At 58.1% G+C, this 18,525-nt stretch carries 13 protein-coding genes; 5 read left to right on the forward strand and 8 right to left on the reverse strand.

The genetic code is table 11. The features are described from left to right. Positions 1-211: 211 nt before the first annotated feature. Positions 212-1,852 carry a Na+/H+ antiporter gene (locus QFX05_RS05205; protein WP_254757468.1) on the reverse strand — a complete coding sequence of 547 codons (1,641 nt, stop codon included), beginning with the start codon at positions 1,850-1,852 and terminating at the stop codon, positions 212-214. A 377-nt stretch (positions 1,853-2,229) separates the two neighbouring features. Between QFX05_RS05205 and pdxS the strand changes: the two genes are divergently transcribed. After that, positions 2,230-3,135, forward strand: coding sequence for a pyridoxal 5'-phosphate synthase lyase subunit PdxS (gene pdxS / locus QFX05_RS05210; RefSeq protein ID WP_254757469.1), 906 nt, complete (start codon positions 2,230-2,232; stop codon positions 3,133-3,135). Positions 3,136-3,241: 106 nt separating this feature from the next. Further along, positions 3,242-3,874, forward strand: a complete 633-nt coding sequence (pdxT, locus tag QFX05_RS05215; protein WP_254757470.1) for a pyridoxal 5'-phosphate synthase glutaminase subunit PdxT — start codon at positions 3,242-3,244, stop codon at positions 3,872-3,874. Positions 3,875-3,962: 88 nt separating this feature from the next. Here the strand turns inward: pdxT and QFX05_RS05220 are convergent, their stop codons facing one another. Together QFX05_RS05220 and QFX05_RS05225 are read right to left on the reverse strand one after the other, a co-directional pair. Then, a complete protein-coding gene (locus QFX05_RS05220; protein WP_279741529.1) occupies positions 3,963-4,628 on the reverse strand; it encodes a hypothetical protein in 666 nt (221 codons plus the stop codon). Between the two features lie 340 nt (positions 4,629-4,968). Further along, on the reverse strand, positions 4,969-5,538 hold the full coding sequence (locus tag QFX05_RS05225) for a hypothetical protein (protein WP_279741531.1): 570 nt from the start codon (positions 5,536-5,538) through the stop codon (positions 4,969-4,971). Between the two features lie 311 nt (positions 5,539-5,849). On the opposite strand from QFX05_RS05225, the gene QFX05_RS05230 reads away from it, so the two are divergent. Beyond that, a complete protein-coding gene (locus QFX05_RS05230; RefSeq protein WP_279741533.1) occupies positions 5,850-6,596 on the forward strand; it encodes a hypothetical protein in 747 nt (248 codons plus the stop codon). 93 nt (positions 6,597-6,689) lie between these two features. On the opposite strand, the gene QFX05_RS05235 is transcribed toward QFX05_RS05230, so the two are convergent. From QFX05_RS05235 to QFX05_RS05245, 3 genes are all read right to left on the reverse strand, one after another. Beyond that, positions 6,690-7,037, reverse strand: coding sequence for a hypothetical protein (locus QFX05_RS05235; RefSeq protein WP_279741535.1), 348 nt, complete (start codon positions 7,035-7,037; stop codon positions 6,690-6,692). Between the two features lie 253 nt (positions 7,038-7,290). Further along, positions 7,291-8,598, reverse strand: coding sequence for a M18 family aminopeptidase (locus QFX05_RS05240; RefSeq protein ID WP_279741537.1), 1,308 nt, complete (start codon positions 8,596-8,598; stop codon positions 7,291-7,293). Between the two features lie 143 nt (positions 8,599-8,741). Continuing rightward, positions 8,742-9,722 carry a CPBP family intramembrane glutamic endopeptidase gene (locus QFX05_RS05245; RefSeq protein WP_279741538.1) on the reverse strand — a complete coding sequence of 327 codons (981 nt, stop codon included), beginning with the start codon at positions 9,720-9,722 and terminating at the stop codon, positions 8,742-8,744. Between the two features lie 241 nt (positions 9,723-9,963). Between QFX05_RS05245 and QFX05_RS05250 the strand changes: the two genes are divergently transcribed. Beyond that, positions 9,964-11,691, forward strand: a complete 1,728-nt coding sequence (locus tag QFX05_RS05250; RefSeq protein ID WP_279741539.1) for a hypothetical protein — start codon at positions 9,964-9,966, stop codon at positions 11,689-11,691. A gap of 242 nt (positions 11,692-11,933) precedes the next feature. Here QFX05_RS05250 and QFX05_RS05255 read toward each other — a convergent pair whose 3' ends face one another. Both QFX05_RS05255 and QFX05_RS05260 read right to left on the reverse strand, forming a co-directional pair. Beyond that, complete coding sequence (locus QFX05_RS05255; protein ID WP_279741541.1) at positions 11,934-13,400, reverse strand: glycosyltransferase 87 family protein; 1,467 nt, start codon at positions 13,398-13,400, stop codon at positions 11,934-11,936. Continuing rightward, entirely contained in the window at positions 13,397-14,758 is a 1,362-nt protein-coding gene (locus QFX05_RS05260) for a glycosyltransferase 87 family protein (RefSeq protein WP_279741543.1), read from the reverse strand. The genes QFX05_RS05255 and QFX05_RS05260 overlap by 4 nt, the downstream gene beginning before the upstream one ends. Positions 14,759-15,074: 316 nt before the next feature. Here QFX05_RS05260 and QFX05_RS05265 point away from each other — a divergent pair, with 316 nt between their 5' ends. Then, positions 15,075-17,969 carry a multicopper oxidase domain-containing protein gene (locus tag QFX05_RS05265; RefSeq protein WP_279741545.1) on the forward strand — a complete coding sequence of 965 codons (2,895 nt, stop codon included), beginning with the start codon at positions 15,075-15,077 and terminating at the stop codon, positions 17,967-17,969. The last annotated feature ends 556 nt before the right edge of the window (positions 17,970-18,525 follow it).

Genomic DNA, 18,525 nt, shown 5'->3' on the forward strand with positions numbered 1-18,525 from the left:
GGGGTGAGTGCGGGCGTAACTTTCATATTTTACCGATGTTCAGTGCGGGTGGGTAGATACTCACCCTGAGCAAAACCTGCCTTATGGCCGCTTGGGGTGCGCAGATACGGGAGGGCGCACAGAGGCAGCGGCAACATAAAGTAACGAGACGCCCCTCCCCGTTTAGGGGTGGGGCGCCTCACCTCATACGTATCGCATGTAGGAGCGTGAGCTATTCGAGCTCAAGCGGGCCGAGCACACGCGACACCTCAATGTCCAGGCGTTGCTGGATTTGGAGCAGTACGTTCGTGTCGATTCTGCCTTCGTCGCGCAGACGCTTGAGAATGTCGCGTTGAACTTCGAGCACGCCCAGGCGCAGTTCCTTTTCCTTTTCGTTCGCTTCGAGCACCTTCAACACATTCTCGGGGGTGTCCTCGCCGTGCATGTGCAGGGTGTGCAGGTTGCGGTACATACTCATGTTGAACATGTGTTCTTCAGCGATGCGGTCGATGACTTCCTGCGGGGCGTTGATGCGTCCACCGATTTCCTCGATGGAGTCGAAGGACTCAGCAATCAGGGTGCGGATTGCTTCGTTCATCTCTTCTTCTTCGCTGTTGTCGACCGGCAGGTTCGCCCAGCGGATTACGGCGGGCAGCAGCATGCCCTGGACGACCATGGAGCACAGCACCACACCGGACACCACGAAGATTACGAAGTCGCGGTATTCAACACTCGCCGGGATGGACAGCGCCACCGCCAGGGACACGCCGCCGCGCAGACCAGCCATGGTGGATACGACACGGCCGCGGTGGGTGGTGCGCAGGGTGCGCTGTTTTTCGCTACGGTCAAGCAGTCGAATCATGAAAACGGAGGCGTTCAGGAATACGTAACGAATGGCAATGCAGGCAATCCAGGCGACCAGCACAACGAGCAGGCCGTAGCTCCAGGTGGTGCCGTAGAGGTTAATGGTGACGCCCATACGTTCCACGGCGGTGGGCAGCTGCACACCGACCATGACGAACAGCACAGCGTTCATAACGAAGGTGACGAACGCCCAGGTGGGCGTACCATAGGTGCGGTTCTGCGGCTTGATGGTATCCGGGCTGTAGTAGGTGAGGAAGAACGCCGCGATTACGACAGCAACCACGCCTGAGCCCTTCATATCGGGGAAAGGCTCGATCTTCTCCGCGAGCAGGAACGCAATGAAGGGCACGCTCAACATGAAGCATGTGAACCACATCGGGTTGTCGATGTGGGCACGAATCTTGTTGGCTGCCCAGCCGACCGCCAGACCGACCAGAATACCGATGAGGAAGGAGAAGAAGAACATGCCGCTGGAGTGGCCGAGGGAGAGTCCTTGGCCGGCGGCTACCTGCATCGCGAGGGTTAACAACACGAGGGTCGTGCCGTCGTTAATGAGTGCCTCCGCCTTAAGCGTGGTGATGGAGGACTTGGGCAGTTTGCCGTTGAGGGTTGCGACGGCGACTGCGTCGGTGGGTGCGAGCGCCACACCGATGAGCAGGGCCGCACCCCAGATGCTCACGCCAACGAGCTCGTGCAGAATCCCGGCGACACCGAAGGCGGTCACGATGACCAGCAGGGTTCCGGTGAGGATAATGCCGCGAATGCGGGTGCGCGCTTCACGCCAAGAGGTGTTGCGGGCTTCCCAGAAGAGCATGATGGGCAGGAAGATTTCGAGGATGACGTGCGGCGGCAGGCCAATACTCTGAACTTCGTGCAGTTCGTGGGCGGGCATAATACCGATAGCCAGGCCAATGAAAATCAGCACAATGGCGGGGGTGATCCGCGTTTTGTGCGCGATTGCGCTGCCTACGAGGACAGCGAGGGATAGTGCGATAACGACTTCGAGCATGCTGTTCCTTTTCTTGGGCACAGGGGTACTGGACGCTCGGGTGCTGATATGGGTGTGCCCGGGCGCAGTTCCTGGTGCGCTACATGGTCTGTGAAATGTGTTGATGGTTGCCCTGCGGGCTTTTGTTCTAGGTGGCGTTTACGATGTGGTGAGCGCCTACCCGCGGTGCCCGTGTGCAGGGTTCTACTGGGTTAAAGAGTATACCGGCGGTTTTATTTCCTACGCTCGCTGGCGGGGCTGTCTACTTCATGGGTGCGGGCACCTTTCATGACATTTTGTGTCATTCTGACGTAAACTTCGGGTCGTACCGTGTCAGAGAACAGAAAATCCACCTCCGTGAGTGCGCGCGAGCACTCAGAACGTGAGAAGATAAGGTCATGACTGATAACAACACCGTAACCGGCAGCCCGCTTGTTAAGCGCGGCCTGGCCGACATGCTCAAGGGCGGCGTCATCATGGACGTCGTCACCCCCGAACAGGCTAAGATCGCTGAAGATGCTGGCGCTGTTGCCGTCATGGCTCTCGAGCGCGTTCCCGCGGATATTCGTGCGCAGGGCGGCGTGGCTCGTATGTCTGACCCGGACATGATTGAGGGCATCATTGATGCTGTTTCGATCCCGGTCATGGCGAAGGCACGCATCGGCCACTTCGTTGAGGCTCAGATTCTGGAGACCCTGAAGGTCGACTACATTGACGAGTCTGAGGTTCTTTCCCCCGCTGACTACGTGAACCACATTGATAAGCACCAGTTCAAGGTTCCTTTCGTGTGCGGTGCTACCAACCTGGGTGAGGCTCTGCGCCGTATCACCGAGGGCGCCGCTATGATCCGCTCGAAGGGCGAGGCTGGCACCGGTGACGTCTCTGAGGCCACCAAGCACATCCGCACCATTAAGCGTCAGATTGCTGAGCTTCAGGGCCTGTACAACACCATGCCCGATGAGCTGTACGTGAAGGCTAAGGAACTGGCTGCACCGTACGAGCTGGTTCGTGAGGTTGCTCAGACCGGCAAGCTGCCCGTGGTCATGTTCACCGCTGGTGGTGTGGCTACCCCCGCTGACGCTGCAATGATGATGCAGCTCGGTGCTGACGGCGTGTTCGTTGGTTCCGGTATTTTCAAGTCGGGCGACCCGGTTGCTCGTGCGAAGGCTATTGTGAAGGCTACCGCTTTCTACAATGACCCGAAGAAGGTTGCTGAGGCTTCTCGCGGCCTGGGTGAGGCTATGGTCGGCATTAACGTTGCTGACATTCCGGCACCGCACCGCCTGGCGGAGCGCGGCTGGTAATTCGCGCGCGCACCCCGTTTGTGGGGTGAGTGTTTGATGAGGGGGTGGGGTTCGCTGAGGCGGGTCCCACCCTCCTTGTGTTTGTTGATTTGTGAAGGGAGCGGTGATGAAGGTTCAGCCTACCGGTGTTTTGCCGGGTGAGGGTTTGACGGTTGGTGTTTTGGCGTTGCAGGGCGGCGTGAGCGAGCATGCGGAGATGCTGGAATCTTTGGGTGCGCAGGTACGTTGGGTGCGTACCGGTGAGCAGCTTGAGGGTCTGGATGCGCTGGTTCTGCCCGGTGGTGAGTCGTCGACGATTGACCGTTTGACCCGTATTTTTGGTGTGCGTGAGCCGCTGATTGAGGCGATTTCTTCGGGTCTGCCGACCCTGGGTACGTGCGCTGGCCTGATTATGTTGTCGAAGCATATTAATGATCCGGCGCCGGGTCAGCAGTCGCTGGGTATTTTGGCTGTTTCGGTGGGCCGTAACGCTTTTGGTTCGCAGGTTGATTCTGCAGAGGTGCGCCTGCCGTGGTTGACCCCTGCCGGTGATGAGGTGGTTATTGATACGGCGTTTATTCGTGCGCCGATTGTGACTGGCACTGGTGAGGGTGTGCAGGTGACGGCTCGTCATGAGGGGAAGATTGTGGGTGTGCGTTCGGGCAACCTGATTGGTATTTCTTTCCACCCGGAGGTTACGGGCGATACGACGGTGCATGAGGAGCTGCTGGCTCTGGCACGCGAGGTGAAGGGCAAGTAACCCCTCCCCTAGCCCTGCGAGGAGGCCGTTTAAAGAGCTGTGGCGGTGACCGTTGTTCGGTCACCGCCACAGCTGTTTTTGAGTGGGTTTATGCGCGGGAGCTGCTGGGGATTTGGGGCTGGGCCTTCCACTGCTGGTAGGCGCTCGTGGCGAGGAATCGTGCACGGTTGCCGTCGCTGAGCGTCTTGATGTCTGCGGGGGCTGCCTCGTACCACTTTTCGTAGAGACGAATAATCATCTCGGGGTAGGCGGCTTCTTCCAGGTCTGCGCGGTGGGGGATGAATTCGTTGCGGTTCTTGATGTCTCGGTACTCGCTGCCGGCAAAGGGGTCGGTGACTCCGACGCTGGGGTGAGCGTTGTAGGCATCGATGTTTTGAACGTATTCGGGGAGGGTGCTGCGCCCTGCTTTGAGTGCGGCGTGGCATTTGCTGTCGATTTCGCTGGGCTCAATGATGTGGGCGCCGTCTGCGAGGATGTGCCGGTACTGGATGTACGCGGGGTATTGTTCATCGGTGCGCGGGGCGGGCTTGGCGGCTTCTGCTGATGCGAGATCTTCGGCGGAGTATGAGGAGCAGCTGATGTACGGTGTGGTGCTTGCCGTTGCTGAGGCGCTCGCCGTGGGGGGTGAGGAGGTGCTGCTTGCCGCGGTGTTTGCACCGCCGCAGGCGGCAAGGAACAGGGGCAGGGTTAAGAGAGCGGCGCCGTATCGCAGTGCGTTATAGCGGGGGTTGGGGGTCCTGGATTTCAGGGCCATAATGTCACCTCATTGTGGGCTGGAGCATACTGAGTTGCCCCTCACTATACGGGCAGTTTTGATATATGGTCAAGAGAAAATTATGTTTATTTTTTAAAATCCAACATCTCGGAAGAAAATCGATAAACAAGTTTTTTCAGCGCCTTGACTTGCACAAACATGCAAGCCACCGGGCTCTTGAGGCAAACATGTCACTAGAACACCAGCATCAGATATTGCTATTTGCCTGATAATCAGCGGAAGCCAACATGCCCTGAGGAGCACGGTCAGGGCGCCACGGTCAGGGTGCCCATGACGCAACCTCCAGTTCCGTAAAAGCCTGCGCCTCAACAGCCCAACGCTACTGCAGGAGGAAATAGATAAGTCCCCTAACGTATTCCCAGAGCAGTACCAAGATGACGCACTGCACAACAAATGCGGCTATAGCTGCGAGGGTTGGTATCCAGTAGCTACGCTTAGAACATGCAATAAAAACTGCTATAAAAATAACGCATGAGACAATATCGGGACCCCAGAGAATGAATGCCTGTAGATCATATGGCCACAATATTCCCTGCATATATTCTGTAGGGACTTTACATGAACTTAAGATATTGCCTTTTAAAATTTCATAAGTCCCATACATTTTAAAAACTAAATATAGCGATGCGATCCAAAAAATTCCTATACGAAGCTTTACACCCAGCCACATACTAAAAGTCTGCCATAAGCTAGCTGATACAACTCCCACCACAAAGAAGGGTATATAGTCGAAATATGCACTTTGCCACCTATCACATGGCGATACAAATCTATAGAAATCTGCATACAGGGCAGTTGGGAAAATATAGAAAAATTGCAATACAATGAGAAATAAGATATACAAAATTATTTTCTCATTTACGGCAAACATCTTATAAGTAGAATTCATGATGCCATTTCCTTTCAGTAGCATAAAAAGCTAGTAGCGGAACATCGAACACATAGCCTCAATGTTGTTTTTCTTATCCACTAAGCCTCAAAGCCAATACTGGGATAGGTAGGCGACCCGCAAAGCCTCCGCACTCTTACCTTATCTACCTCATGTTTAAGCAGGTCAGAACCTTAAGACTACTGGGTAGCACACTTTGTGTCTAGAGTGTTGGTTTTAAACTAAGATGATATTTTCCATTGACCGCATATCAAATATTTGGGTATGTTTAGACGCAATATATCGTTCCATCCCTCTTGTGAGGTGGTCTCATGACCCACACCCCCGTTTTTCTTTCGTTCCGTTCCAGCGGTCTACGACGCAGTGCCGCGCTGGCGATTCTTCCCCTACTTCTTGCCTCCTGCAGTAATTCCACCAGTGCGGCATCAAACACTCCGGCACCCTCGAATACAACCATAGCTTCATCCCCGTCAGCAACAAGCGCCACCGGATCCGCTTCCTCTTCCGCGGCGAAGAAGAGCTCCACCCCCTGCCTTGAACCTGACGAAGCCGCGAAAGCTGAAACCCATAAGCAGCAGGAAGCCATCAGCGCCGACCGCGGTACGGCACTGCCCTCCTACGTCTCTGCGCGGCATGTTGTGCGCAACCAGGCGAACTTCCCCACCCGTGCCGAAGCTGAATCGGCGGGAGCCGAGTGCCTGGCGCTGTACGAGAAGAACAAGGCCGATCACGCCTACGCCGCGGCGTGGGTGCGCGCTATCGATGACAATAACGTGGCAAGCGGAAAGGTAGCCTCCGGCCCGCGCAGTGACATCCAGAGCGCAGACCCCTACAAGGCAAGCAACTACGTCGATATTCGAGAGGGTAAGGAGTACTTCCCGACCCGCCAGGAGCTACTCGCGGCAAACTACCCTGAGAACTACATTGTTGCTTTTGAGGCGTGGGCGCAGCAGGCGCCAGCCGATGTGAAGCAGAAGAGCGACGCGAACCGTGCGGCCGCTAAAGATACGCGCTGGTCTGAGGTGGTAACCCTACCCAGCCCCGACAACCCTGTCTAATCGAACCCCGTCTAATCTGAGTCTGTCTCATCTTAAAAATAGTTGTGGCGGTGACCGTTGTTCGGTCACCGCCACAACTGTTACACGCTCGGACTAAGGCAGGAACGCCAGCCCAAACTCAATAATGATTAGCGCAATAGCACACGCGAAGAGTACCCCACGCGACACATTGAACTTCTGCCAGAGCTCATACAGCTGCCGAGGAACCACCCAAATAACGCACGCATGAAAAGCAAGCGAGAACGAGGCGTTACCCCACTGAATAATCATCAGGGCAAGAGCAAAACCCACGCCGAGCACATCCAGGATGCGCAGGTGCTTTCGCGCCTGCTCCTTCTGCTCCCGATAGCCCGGGTCGTTTGGCGACGTTCGCGGTGCTTTCTTCAGCTGACCCACAATGATCAAAACCGCCAGTGGGATCAGAGAAATATCGAAGAACATAGAAACCGCCTTTCATGTTGAGGTTCGCTCGCTACGCCGGTGACGAGCTGATGGTGCACCATCATTGGTGAAAATTTCTCAAAAATAAGTAGTGTGCAACACTTATATAACGTATTGTGGGTTACTTTACGGCAAATATAGACCCTGTTCAAGAGGTAAACACCTCCCGAAAGATTTTTAAAAATAAGGGCGCCGGGAACCCTAAGTTCCCGGCGCCCACTCCCCAGCTGCTCATACCTCAGCGGGGTTCAATTTAGAGGCGGAAGAAGCCTTCCACCGCGCGGGTCATGTACGCCATATCGTCCACATGGCACATCTCGCGCATCGAATGCATCGACAGCAAACCAATACCCACATCCACAGTGCGCATACCCAGGCGAGTCGCCGTAATCGGGCCAATCGTCGAACCACACGGCATATTGTTATTCGACACGAACTCCTGATACGGCACACCAACCTTCGCACACGCCGCAGCGAACACGCCAGCACCCACCGAATCCGTTGCATAACGCTGGTTCGCGTTAATCTTCAGCAGCGGGCCACCACCGGGCAGCGGCTGCACGGTCGGGTCGTGGTGACCCTGATAGTTCGGGTGCACCAGATGACCGGCATCAGCCGACAGACAGAACGACGCCGCCACCGAACGGCGGTACTCCTCCGTGCTCTCACCACGCGCAGCGGACAGGCGCACCAGAATATCCTCCAGGAACGGGCCCGCCGCACCACTGCGCGACTCCGAACCAAGCTCCTCATGGTCGAACGCTGCAAGCATCACGGTCTCGGTGGCGTACTCGTCCGCATTATCGGCAACGTAACGCTCCAGGGCGGTCAAACCCGCATGCACCGAAGACAGGTTATCCAGGCGGCCGGAAGCGAACAGCTCCTGATCGGCACCGAAGCGGCACGGAGGCTGCGAATCAGCGAACAGCAGGTCGTAACCCACAATGTTTTCCGGGTCGACCGGCTCGCTGTCAATCACGTGCTTCGCCATGTAGCCGAGCACATCATTCTCCGCCGGGTCCACGCCCCACACGGGGTACATGTTGAACTGCTTGTCCAGCACCAGTTCGTTGCGCTTGTGGTCCAGGTGCGGCGCCAGCTGCGGGATGCGCGCAATCGGGCCGGTGCGCACCAGGCGGTCCTTCAGCTCCCCGCCCTCAAGGACGGTGAGGCGGCCCGCCACGCACAGTTCGCGGTCCAGGAAGGAGTTCAGCAGTGCGCCGCCGTAGTTCTCAACAGCAATCTGGTGCCAGCCCTTCGTGGTGATGGAGGAGGAGGGCTTGACCTTCAGGGAGGGCGAGTCGGTGTGTGCACCCAACACGCGGTAGCCGCTTGCCTTCTGCGCCTTCTCGCCGCCAGCCCAGGCGATAATCGCGCCGTCGCGAACGACAAAGTGGCGGCCGGTTGCGACCTGCGGGTCCCATGCTTCAGTCTCTATAAGCTCGGTGAAACCTGCTGCTTGCAGGCGGCGCGCTACCGTGCGCGCGGCGAGGTAAGAGACCGGCGAATCCGCCACGAATGCGGCGAGGTCTTCAATATTTTTTACAGCATCAACAGTCATGGTTTAACCCTACCTTTTCTTGGGTGTTGACGGGGTGACCCGGGCGATAGCCCACGCGGTGTGGAGCAAGAGCCCTAGTGAGGCCCGCATGGAGTGGGGCGGGTGGGTTGGGGTAGCTGGGCTAGAGCAACCCGCCACAACCTTTAGTTATCAACCTTGAGCGGCTGTGTTTCACGTGAAACCTCGCCGCGGCGAGCGCGTGCGTTGAAGATCAGGCAGGCGAGCACCACGTACAGGCCTTCCAGTGCGATACCCTGCAGTGCATCCACGGGGGTCACGCCCTCGGAGGCGAAGGGATCCAGACCAGCCACCATGGACAGCAGCATCAGGATCACGTTATTTGCCACGTGCAGGCTGATGGAGGCTTCCAGACCGCCGGTGTACCAGCAGAGGAAACCGGCATAAATACCCATCGCGAGAATCGTGCTCTGACCCCAGGGGTCGTATGCGTGGGAGAACATGAACAGTACTGCGGGTAGCACAATCGGCAACCAGGGGGTGCGGAGCCAGCGGCCAAGCATCTGCATCATGAAGCCGCGGTAGGCAAGCTCTTCGGCGTAGCACTGCACGGGTACGAGGAGTAGCATCATCGCTATATAAACCCAAAATTCAACCTGTGGAGGTTGAAAATAATGGTATTCAGGCAGGTTCGCACCGCTCACCACCAGCATCACGGCGTAGTAGATGCCGTAAACCGCGAAGCTCAAAGCCAGGTACGGAAGCAGCAGTGAGCGGCGCAGGCGGCCCGCCACCGAGTGGATTAGACCCCAGGGCTTCGGACCCACGACTAGGCGCGCTACAAAGAGCGAAGGCACGATGGCGACGAGGGAGAGGAAGGTCAGCGCGAACAGTGCCGGGTGTTCCATGATGACGGCACGGTTCGTAGCTACATCCTGGAGGGAAACTCCCGAACCCCTAACCGACATAACCAGGGCGACTGAAATGATCAGGTTGAGGCCAATAAATACGGCGACGCCGAGCAGACCTTCCAGCAGGGGTGAGAACCAACGGGATTTCGGGTCGGCATGGGAGAGACGGTGGTAGGCAAGGCCGGCAGGCGCAGTAGCAGCTGCGGGGGTTCCGGCGGCTACCTGCGGAGGTGCGGGAGGCGGTATCGTGTTCATTCTTTAATCCTAGCCTCCGCGGGTTCACTGGTGACCGCGCATACGGCAACCTTCAAGAACTAATCGATACGGGATGTTTCAAAACCATTGAAAAGCCGTGAATTACAGTCAAAACCCACCATTCACGGGGTTCATTTTCTGAACCTATGCCATAATTTGTAGCGATAATACGCTCATATACATAGTCGCTGATGACCGCTCTTCCGGGGTGTTTTTTCAGCACCAGAAAGGCTACTTTCTTATGGCACTCGTCTTCAACCCGCCGCCCAACTGGCCCGCTCCTCCTGCCGGATGGGCCCCCACTCCCACGTGGCGTCCTGACCCCGCGTGGGGTCCCGTTCCTGAAGGCTGGCAGCTGTGGGTCGAAGAGCCCGAGCCCGAACCCATTCAGGTTGAAGAGGCCACTATTGAGCCACTGATTCCCAAGGAGCCCGCTGCTGAGGCAGCTCCCGCTGCGCAGGTTGTAGAGGCACCCGCGGCTGAGTCAGCTGAGGATTCCTCCGGGTCCAAGCCGATGCGTCACCTGACTCAGGTTCCGCTGGCCGGTGTCACTCTGCCCGAGCAGGTTCTCGCATCCCAGTCTTCCGCACTGTCCGATCCCGCTGTTTCTGAGCCGGTTGTTTCCGAACCTGTTGCAGAGCCCGCTGCTGAGGCTGTTGAAGCTCCCGTAGTACCGGCTGTTTCTGAGCCCGCTATTGCTGAGCCCGTCGCCGAGGTTACTCCCGAGGTACCGGCGGCAGCTGAACCGGTTGCTGAGGGTCCCGTAGCTGAGGTTCCCGCCTCCACCGAAGAGGCTGCCCACACCATCGAGAGCTCCCCGCTGGTTAAGTTCCACACTCCGGAAACCGAACGTACCGTGAACCTGTCTGAGCGACCCGGACAGAACGCGCAGGGCGACCAGAACGCGGCGTTCATCCCGGCGGGTCAGGTACCGAATGGTTTCCACCCGAACCAGGCTGATGGTTTCCAGGGCCAGAACTTCCAGGGTGGCCAGAACGTCCAGGGCAGTCAGTATCAAAACAACCCCTACCAGGGTCAGCCGTACAACGCTCAGCAGCCCTACGCGGGTCAGGTGTCTGGTCAGGACCAGGCAACCGTGGCACTGAGCAACCCCTACGGTACCGAGCCCGCAGCTCAGGGCAAGGACAACTCCCAGAAGAAGGGCCTGTTCTCCGGCACCAAGATTTGGGGTGTTATCGGTGGTGTGCTGGCTCTGCTGATTGTTATCATCCTGGCGATTGTCATGCTGGTTCCGCGTGGCGGCTCGACACCCACCTCCGATTCTTCCAAGTCGGCGAGCACAGCGGTTACTTCCTCTGAGGCATCATCCCCTGAGGCTTCTTCCGCAGCGCCGGTCGCTGCTGCTGAAGCGAAGATGCCCGAGGGTGAGTTCAAGGAATACAAGAAGACCATCACCGACAACAAGGACACCATCGAGATTGAGAAGCTCAAGGGCGATGTGTCCACAGGCCTGCTCTACTACGAGTTCAAGTCCGCAGATGGTGTGGTTAACGCCTTCATCTCTAGCCGTGATGAGAAGGGCAACAACAGCGCAGGTGTGAGCGTTATCGACTCGACCCGCGACGGCAAGGACCTCAAGGGCACCGCATGGATTGACGCGAGCGGCCACTCCACCCCCACCCGTAAGCTGGAACTGACCGGTAAGGGCGAATGGACCATTCGCGTCTACGATGCAGACTCCGCACCCCACTACAAGAAGGGTGAGAAGTTCCAGAGCACCATGAACCACTACGCTTTCACCTACGAAGGCACCGAGGCGACTATGGAGTTCCAGACCAGCGGCCCGACCAGCCGCGGCTTCAGCGTTCTGAACGCAACTAAGAACGACCCGTTCTTCTCCTCGACCATGTCGCCTGTGAAGGGCAGCATACAGTGGGTTCAGAACAACAAGAGCTACCTGCAGGTTCGTACCGACTCCGCAATTATTTGGAGCATCGGCACTAACTAGTGGCTTGGCTGACTAGATCAACAGGCTGGGTATAAAAGTATCCCCCGCATCCGAATAGGTGCGGGGGATACTTTATACCGGAATATTTATATACTGGGATACTTTTATGCCCGGAGTCTATGCTCTGAGGTTCTGTCGGATGGGCTTACGCCCCTGCTGGATGCGCCCGCCGCCGTGAGCGGGCAGCAACCGTGAGCGGGCAGCAACCGTGAGCAGGTAGCCGCCGTGAGCAGGCGGTTTCTTTAGCGGGAGTACTTCGCCTCTGCCAGTTCGGCACCTGCGGCGTATGCCGCACGTTCCACCAGCTGACGATTCGCCAGGTACACGAAGAACGTCACCAGGATGAACAGGTACATCAGCTGGTACGGCATAGTGCCAGCCATCAGGCCCAGGGATCCCTCGGGCACCATCAGAATCTGATCCGAGTTGAAGTGCGGGGAGAGCGCCAGCACAATCCAGAACGGTGAAATGTACATACCCACCAGCGCCGCAGTCGCCAAGATAACAGCCAGCGTGAAGACGAAGGAGCTGACCCGCTGGTACATGAGCGGGAAGATTTCCATGACCACGGCGGCGAGCATCAGCGGGTACCAGGTGTTGTGGTGCGACCAGCTGATCGGCGAAATCTGCAGCATCATGAACGCGGTCAGCGCCAGCTGCGCCATGAGCGCGCGGGCACGAATCAGCGGAACCAACAGAACCGCCGTAACCAGCACAATCAGCAGGGTCAACGCCACCTGCACCACCGACAGGGCGGTAGCCGTCAGATGATGCTGCAGGCCCGCATGGGTCAACGTACCCATAATTGACACATTATCAAAGTAGCTGAACCAGCCCACACGCGAAGTATCACGCACCGCGTGGAACCAGAACGTCAGCGACTCCTCCCGAATCACTAGGAAGCCGATACCCACGGTCGCGGCGAAGCTAGCACCCAGGGTCGCGATGCCCTTCCAGTCCTTACGCATGAGCAGCAGCAGACCGAACGCGAGCGGGGTCAGCTTAATACCCGCCGCAATACCCAGCAGCACGCCGCGCGGAATGCGGGTTGCCGGACGCATAAAATCAGCGAGAATCAGCACTAAAATGATGGCGTTAATCTGCCCGAAATGCGTGGTCAAACGCCACGGGCCGCACATCCAAATAAGCGCCGCAATCAGCGACACCATACCCCAATGACCCAGGTGCTTCTGCAACGGCAAACGCCACGAGTGGCTCCGCGCGTAGGAGTACAGCAGGTACGCGCACCAGTAGCAGAGCGCACAAATAATGGCGGTAATCAGCAGCATGCTCTGTGGCTCGGTGAGGAACGCGAGCGGGTAGAAGAGCAGCGCCGCAAACGGCGGGTAGGTAAATGGCAGGCCGCGCGTGCGGAAGGTGTACAGCTGGTAGCCGTCCGGGCCGTCCGCGAGGGAGACAGCGCCCAGGCGGTACACGTAAATATCGTCGGCCGCCGCGTGCGTCACGTAGTCGAAGGCGTAGAGGGCAACCAGGATGAACAGCAGGTGCGCCCAGAGAGCGCCGCTGCGCATGCCGGGGATGCGGTCAAAGAAGCCTGGACGCGCAGGTTTTGTGGGCTCTGCGGCAGGCTCCGCACGTTCTACAGTGCTTTTAGCAGCCGGTTCCGCAACCGCGAAATATGCCGAAGCCCACGGGATTATAGACGCTACCGCCTCGGCGTTCTTCTCGCGATTCTTCTCGCGGCTCACGCGGTTGCCTCCCGAGAAGTAGTAGCCGCGTATTCAGATACAACGGCACGAGCACCCCACCAGCCCAGGGGCGCATCGCTTTCGGCTGGTTCAACCGGAGCGCCACGCACCGGCGCACTCAGTGCGGCAACCGACCAGAACATGACCGTAGCCCACAAGGCAAAGGATGGAAAACCACCAATAGCTACGCCGGGCCCCCATAGGAATTCCAAGCCATTCATATCTAGCTGGGTGATACTGCCGATAATACGCGGTGAAATATACAGGCCCACACCGGCCACCCACGCCAGCACGCACGCAATTTTTTGTGCCGCGGAGGGAAGATACACCATAAAGGTGGGGAATGCGTCTAGGATAAGGGCTGCCAGCAGTAGCGGCAGGAGAACATTGTGATGCGACCAGCTAATCGGTGAAAGTGCCACCATAAGAGTGCCGGTCACGGCCACCTGTGCAAGGGTTTTGCCGCGGCGTTCAAGCTGGTAGAGCAACACGGCAACCAGGGCAATGCTGAGCGCGGCCAGGGCGTAGAAGCCGAGCTTGAGGGCTGTGCCCTTCAGACCGAAGTGCATGAGCCAACCCTGGATGGAAATATTATCCACGAAGTTAATGTCGCCCACGCGGGAGGGGTCAGAGATTGCTGAGAACCAGAATTGGGGAGCCTCATTCGGCAAAAGGATAAAACCGACCGCAATTGTTGCCAGGAAGGTGGCGCCTAAGGCCGCGATGCCCTTCCAGTCGCGGCGCACCAACAGGATAAGGCCGAAGACCAGCGGAGTAAGCTTTAAGCCACCCGCAATACCGACGAGCACACCGCGCGGCACGCGGGTTGCCGGACGCACAAAATCGGCAAGAATCAGCGCCATAATGAGCGGATTAATCTGCATGAGGTCAAAAGTACGTCGCCACGGGCCGCACAGCATCACCACGATGGTCAAGGCAGCGATAGTTCCGGTACGACCGAGGCGACCCTGCAGGGGTAACGCACGACCGGAAGTCTGGGCATAGTTATAGATAGTGGCCGAAAGCCACCAAGCGGCGGCCGTGGTTCCCAGCACCATAATGGCTTTGCCTACCTCAAGCGGCAGGAACGCAAAGGGCAGGAAGACTAGAGCCGCAAACGGCGGATAGGTAAAGGGGAGCTTCAACACCCCAATTTCAATAAATGCTGGCGCGTATAAATCCTTGGTAAACCCCTCATTGTCGAAGATGGTCATGGCACCCATGCGGTATATGGAAAAGTCCAGACCGCCGAAGGGGTTAATAAGGATTTCAAAGAGGTAACCGCACACCACCATGAGGATGAGTGCCACAATAGCGATTTTTCCCCAGATGGGGGTGGTGGAGTCAGTCCTTGTCACGAGGTGCTTGTCCTTACCTTGGTACCGGCGGATGCGCGCATAAGGTGGGCGGGCATCTGATTTTGGAATCCTAATAGTTTATCGCGCGCACCTGTGAAAGGTGCATTGGGGAGAAGATTCGCAGGGGAAGAATCAGTTGAGCGCACAAGCACAACTATCACGGTATGAGCCGCCTTCATATGCACGTCATGTCTTCAAAATTGGTACTACCCGGGCAATATAATGGGCTTATTGGCACCCGCCCCAATGCAGGGGTACCGGGTGCCGACCCGCACACCGACGTCCACGAACAACCAGCAGTGAAAGCAGTGATCACGTGAGTGAACATCTCGGCACCCCACCCGAAGGTGAGAACACGAGCGGCAAGCCCGCAAGCGTCTCCGGAGGCGGCTCCTCCGGCCTGAGCATTGGCGCGCGTCCGGCTGATGTACCCGGCGGGAACCTCACCCCCGAAGAGATTGCACGCCGTGCATCCGGTCGCGGTACGTGGCATCGTCGCGCCTCCAAACCCGTCTCTTACTGGATGTTCACCCTTATCGGTGCGCTTCTGGTGCATAAGCTTATCCCGAATAGCGGCTGGCTGCTGGTGCACATTGTCACCCTCGGCCTGATTACGAACTCGATCCTGATCTGGTCGCAGCACTTCACCGAAGCGCTCATGAAGATCAAAATCTCCGATGAAGCGCGCGGCACCCAGGTGCGCCGCATCTTCATCCTGAACGCCGGTATTCTCGTGCTCATGGTCGGCATGATCGGTCAGCTGAGCGTGCCCGGACTCTACGCCGCCACCGTGGTTGGTGCACTCATTGTGGGCGCCATGGTCACGTGGCATGCCCTGTACCTGCTGAAGCAGATGCGCCAGGCTCTGCCTTCGCGGTTCGGTGTGACGATTCGCTTCTACATTGCGGCGGCGCTCATGCTGCCCCTCGGTGCGACGTTTGGCGCGATGATTGCATACCCGAACCTGAAGGGCACCCTGCACGCCCAGTTCCTGCTCGCGCACGAGGTCGTGAACGTGCTCGGCTTCGTCGGTATTACCGTGGTGGGTACGCTGGTGACGTTCTGGCCGACTATGTTGCGCACGAAGATGGTTGATAAGGCGCTCACTTACAGCCTGCGCGCCCTGTACCTGATGTGCGGCGGCTTGGCGTTGTCACTTGTCGGATCAATATTCGGGATGCGCCCGCTCGCTGCCGCGGGCCTGGTCGTCTACCTGGTCGGTCTGCTTATTGTTGCCTGGGTGATGGTACGTACCCTGCGCACCAAGCGCCCAACCGAGTACCCGCCGATGGGCGTCGGCATGGGCTTCCTCTGGCTGATTATTGGCGTGGCGGCCACCGCCTACATGGTGGCAACCACCCCGTTCGCCGTCATGGATATTCGTGCGGTCACCCCCATCTTCGTGGTGGGCTTTCTACTGCAGGTGCTGCTGGGTGCGATGAGCTACCTGCTGCCTCAGCTGATGGGTGGCGGCCCGGCGGTGGTGCGCGCCTCCAATAAGGAGTTCAGCCGTTTTGCTGCCGGTCGCGTGACCGCCGTGAATCTGGCGCTGCTGATCTTCATGATGCCCAGCTCCATGGTGGGCCAGTCCATTAAGATGGCGGTCGCCATCGTGGGTGCCCTAGCACTTATCGCCTTTATCCCGCTGATGGTGCGCGGCGTGAAGGCTTCCGTGAATACCCGCAAGGAAATGATGGCAGCACGCGCCCGCGGCGAGAAGCCCGTCTTCAATCAGGAGGCGCTGACCCCCGCACCCATCCCGCACACCAAGCAGAGCTTCCAGGCGGCACTCGCGGTTGCTATGGCGTTCCTGCTGGGCTTTGCGGTGAACCCGTCCGCATTGAACCTGCCGTCGGTTTCTTCGTCGGGTTCCGTGGCTGCGACCGGTCAGACCACCACCGTGCAGGTGAAGGCGACCAGCAACTACCGTTTCACCCCCGCCGAGGTCGAAGTACCCGCCGGTAACCGTCTGGTCGTTGAAGTCACCAACGACGATGAGGGCATGACCCACGACCTAACTTTCGATAACGGCGCGACCACCGGCGTTATCAACCCTGGCGAGACGAAAACCGTTGATGCCGGCATCATTACCGCCGACCAGGAAGGCTACTGCTCCGTGGCGGGTCACCGCTCCCTGGGCATGGTGTTCAAGGTGAAGGCGACCGGTGCCTCCGCAAACCAGGTGGCACAGAATGGCCACAACCACGGTTCTGCGGGCGGCCACAACCATGCCGCGTCGGGTAGCACTCCGACCCTCATGACCGTTGCGAACAGCAAGATTGACATGTCCGCAGCACCCGGCAGCGGCTACAAGTACCGCAACCCAAACATCCCGGCACCGAACACCGCCGAGCGGGTGAACGGCAAGACCGTCCGCAAGGTCACCCTGGAAGTTGAGGAAGTCGACCGCGAGGTGGCGCCCGGCGTGACCGTTCACATGTGGACGTTCAACGGGCAGAACATGGCACCGATTCTGCGCGGCAAGGTCGGCGACATTTTTGAAATTACACTCATCAATAACGGCACGATGGGCCACTCGCTGGACTTCCACGCGGGCATGGTCTCCCCCGATAACACGATGAAGACCATCGCCCCCGGTGAGCGTCTCGTCTACCGTTTTGAGGCGAAGGGCGCCGGCATCTGGCTATACCACTGCGGTACCGCCCCGCTGAGCCTGCACATGACCCAGGGCATGTACGGTGCGGTCATTATTGACCCGGCGGACCTTGACCCGGTCGATCACGAGTATGTGATGGTTCAGGGTGAGGCGTACCTGCACGACACCGGAAAGACCGCCTCCGACGGCAATAAGCTGGCGGAGAACTCGCCGGAGCTGATTGCGGCGGGCACCCCCACGCTGACCATGTTCAACGGTCACGCAACCCAGTACAAGGCGAAGCCGCTGCAGGTGAAGAAGGGTGAGCGTATCCGTATTTGGGTGATGGTTGCAGGCCCGAACCTGGGCACGAGCTTCCACGTGGTCGGTTCGCAGTTCGACACGGTTTACAAGGAGGGCGGCTACCTGATGCGCCGCGGTGTGGATGCGTTCGGTAGCCGTGACGGTCACAGCCAAGCACTGGGTTTGGCGCCCGCTCAGGGTGGCTTCGTGGAGATGCAGTTCTTGGAGTCTGGCACGTACACGTTTGTGAACCACTCCTTCTCGGAGATGGAACGCGGTGCCGCCGGCAAGATTGTGGTGACCGACCGCTAGTAGTGGCTACCCGCTAAACCCTCACGCTATGCGCTTCTAGCGCCCTGTAAGAGGTTGACCCCGCCCCGGTGCATCCTGTGAATGGATACGCCGAGCGGGGTCTTTCTATGCCCGAACAGAGCGCCGGCACACACCCCGGTAAACAACCCGGCAGGAGCCTGCACGCGCATCGGCGAACTATGCTTTTAGCCTCATGGGTGGACTTCTCTTAGCTAGGAGCGGGCATGGTGCGCTAGTCTATAGGAATGGCAGATTGCACTTCGGGCGCCCCTTCCGAGCATAATGTTACGAGCGCTTCCAACCACATTTCCGTTTTGGCGGACGAACAGGCTTCTTCTCGGCAGCGTAAAGCTTTCCTGCTTCGCTTTCTCGCCAGTTATAACCTGGGTCCGGGTTCTTCAGTCAAGCCTTCTGTGATGAGTTCCGGCCACTAAATTCATTTTTTTGAATAACCCACTACTCTATATAGCCGATAGAGAATATTCCCTTTTGTCTATAGTAAGCGGCTGACATCAGCCGCCATTCTCCTACTATTCACTTTTATATTTACTCTTAA

It is taken from the genome of Rothia similimucilaginosa (genome assembly GCF_029850875.1).
GTDB lineage: Bacteria > Actinomycetota > Actinomycetes > Actinomycetales > Micrococcaceae > Rothia.

Excerpts from the sequence above, each read along its gene's own strand:
- QFX05_RS05225 (WP_279741531.1), bottom strand. The coding sequence starts at position 5,538 with ATGAATTCTACTTATAAGATGTTTGCCGTAAATGAGAAAATAATTTTG.
- QFX05_RS05205 (WP_254757468.1), bottom strand. The coding sequence starts at position 1,852 with ATGCTCGAAGTCGTTATCGCACTATCCCTCGCTGTCCTCGTAGGCAGC.
- QFX05_RS05230 (WP_279741533.1), top strand. The coding sequence starts at position 5,850 with ATGACCCACACCCCCGTTTTTCTTTCGTTCCGTTCCAGCGGTCTACGA.
- pdxS (WP_254757469.1), top strand. The coding sequence starts at position 2,230 with ATGACTGATAACAACACCGTAACCGGCAGCCCGCTTGTTAAGCGCGGC.
- QFX05_RS05240 (WP_279741537.1), bottom strand. The coding sequence starts at position 8,598 with ATGACTGTTGATGCTGTAAAAAATATTGAAGACCTCGCCGCATTCGTG.
- QFX05_RS05235 (WP_279741535.1), bottom strand. The coding sequence starts at position 7,037 with ATGTTCTTCGATATTTCTCTGATCCCACTGGCGGTTTTGATCATTGTG.
- QFX05_RS05245 (WP_279741538.1), bottom strand. The coding sequence starts at position 9,722 with ATGAACACGATACCGCCTCCCGCACCTCCGCAGGTAGCCGCCGGAACC.
- QFX05_RS05220 (WP_279741529.1), bottom strand. The coding sequence starts at position 4,628 with ATGGCCCTGAAATCCAGGACCCCCAACCCCCGCTATAACGCACTGCGA.
- QFX05_RS05250 (WP_279741539.1), top strand. The coding sequence starts at position 9,964 with ATGGCACTCGTCTTCAACCCGCCGCCCAACTGGCCCGCTCCTCCTGCC.
- pdxT (WP_254757470.1), top strand. The coding sequence starts at position 3,242 with ATGAAGGTTCAGCCTACCGGTGTTTTGCCGGGTGAGGGTTTGACGGTT.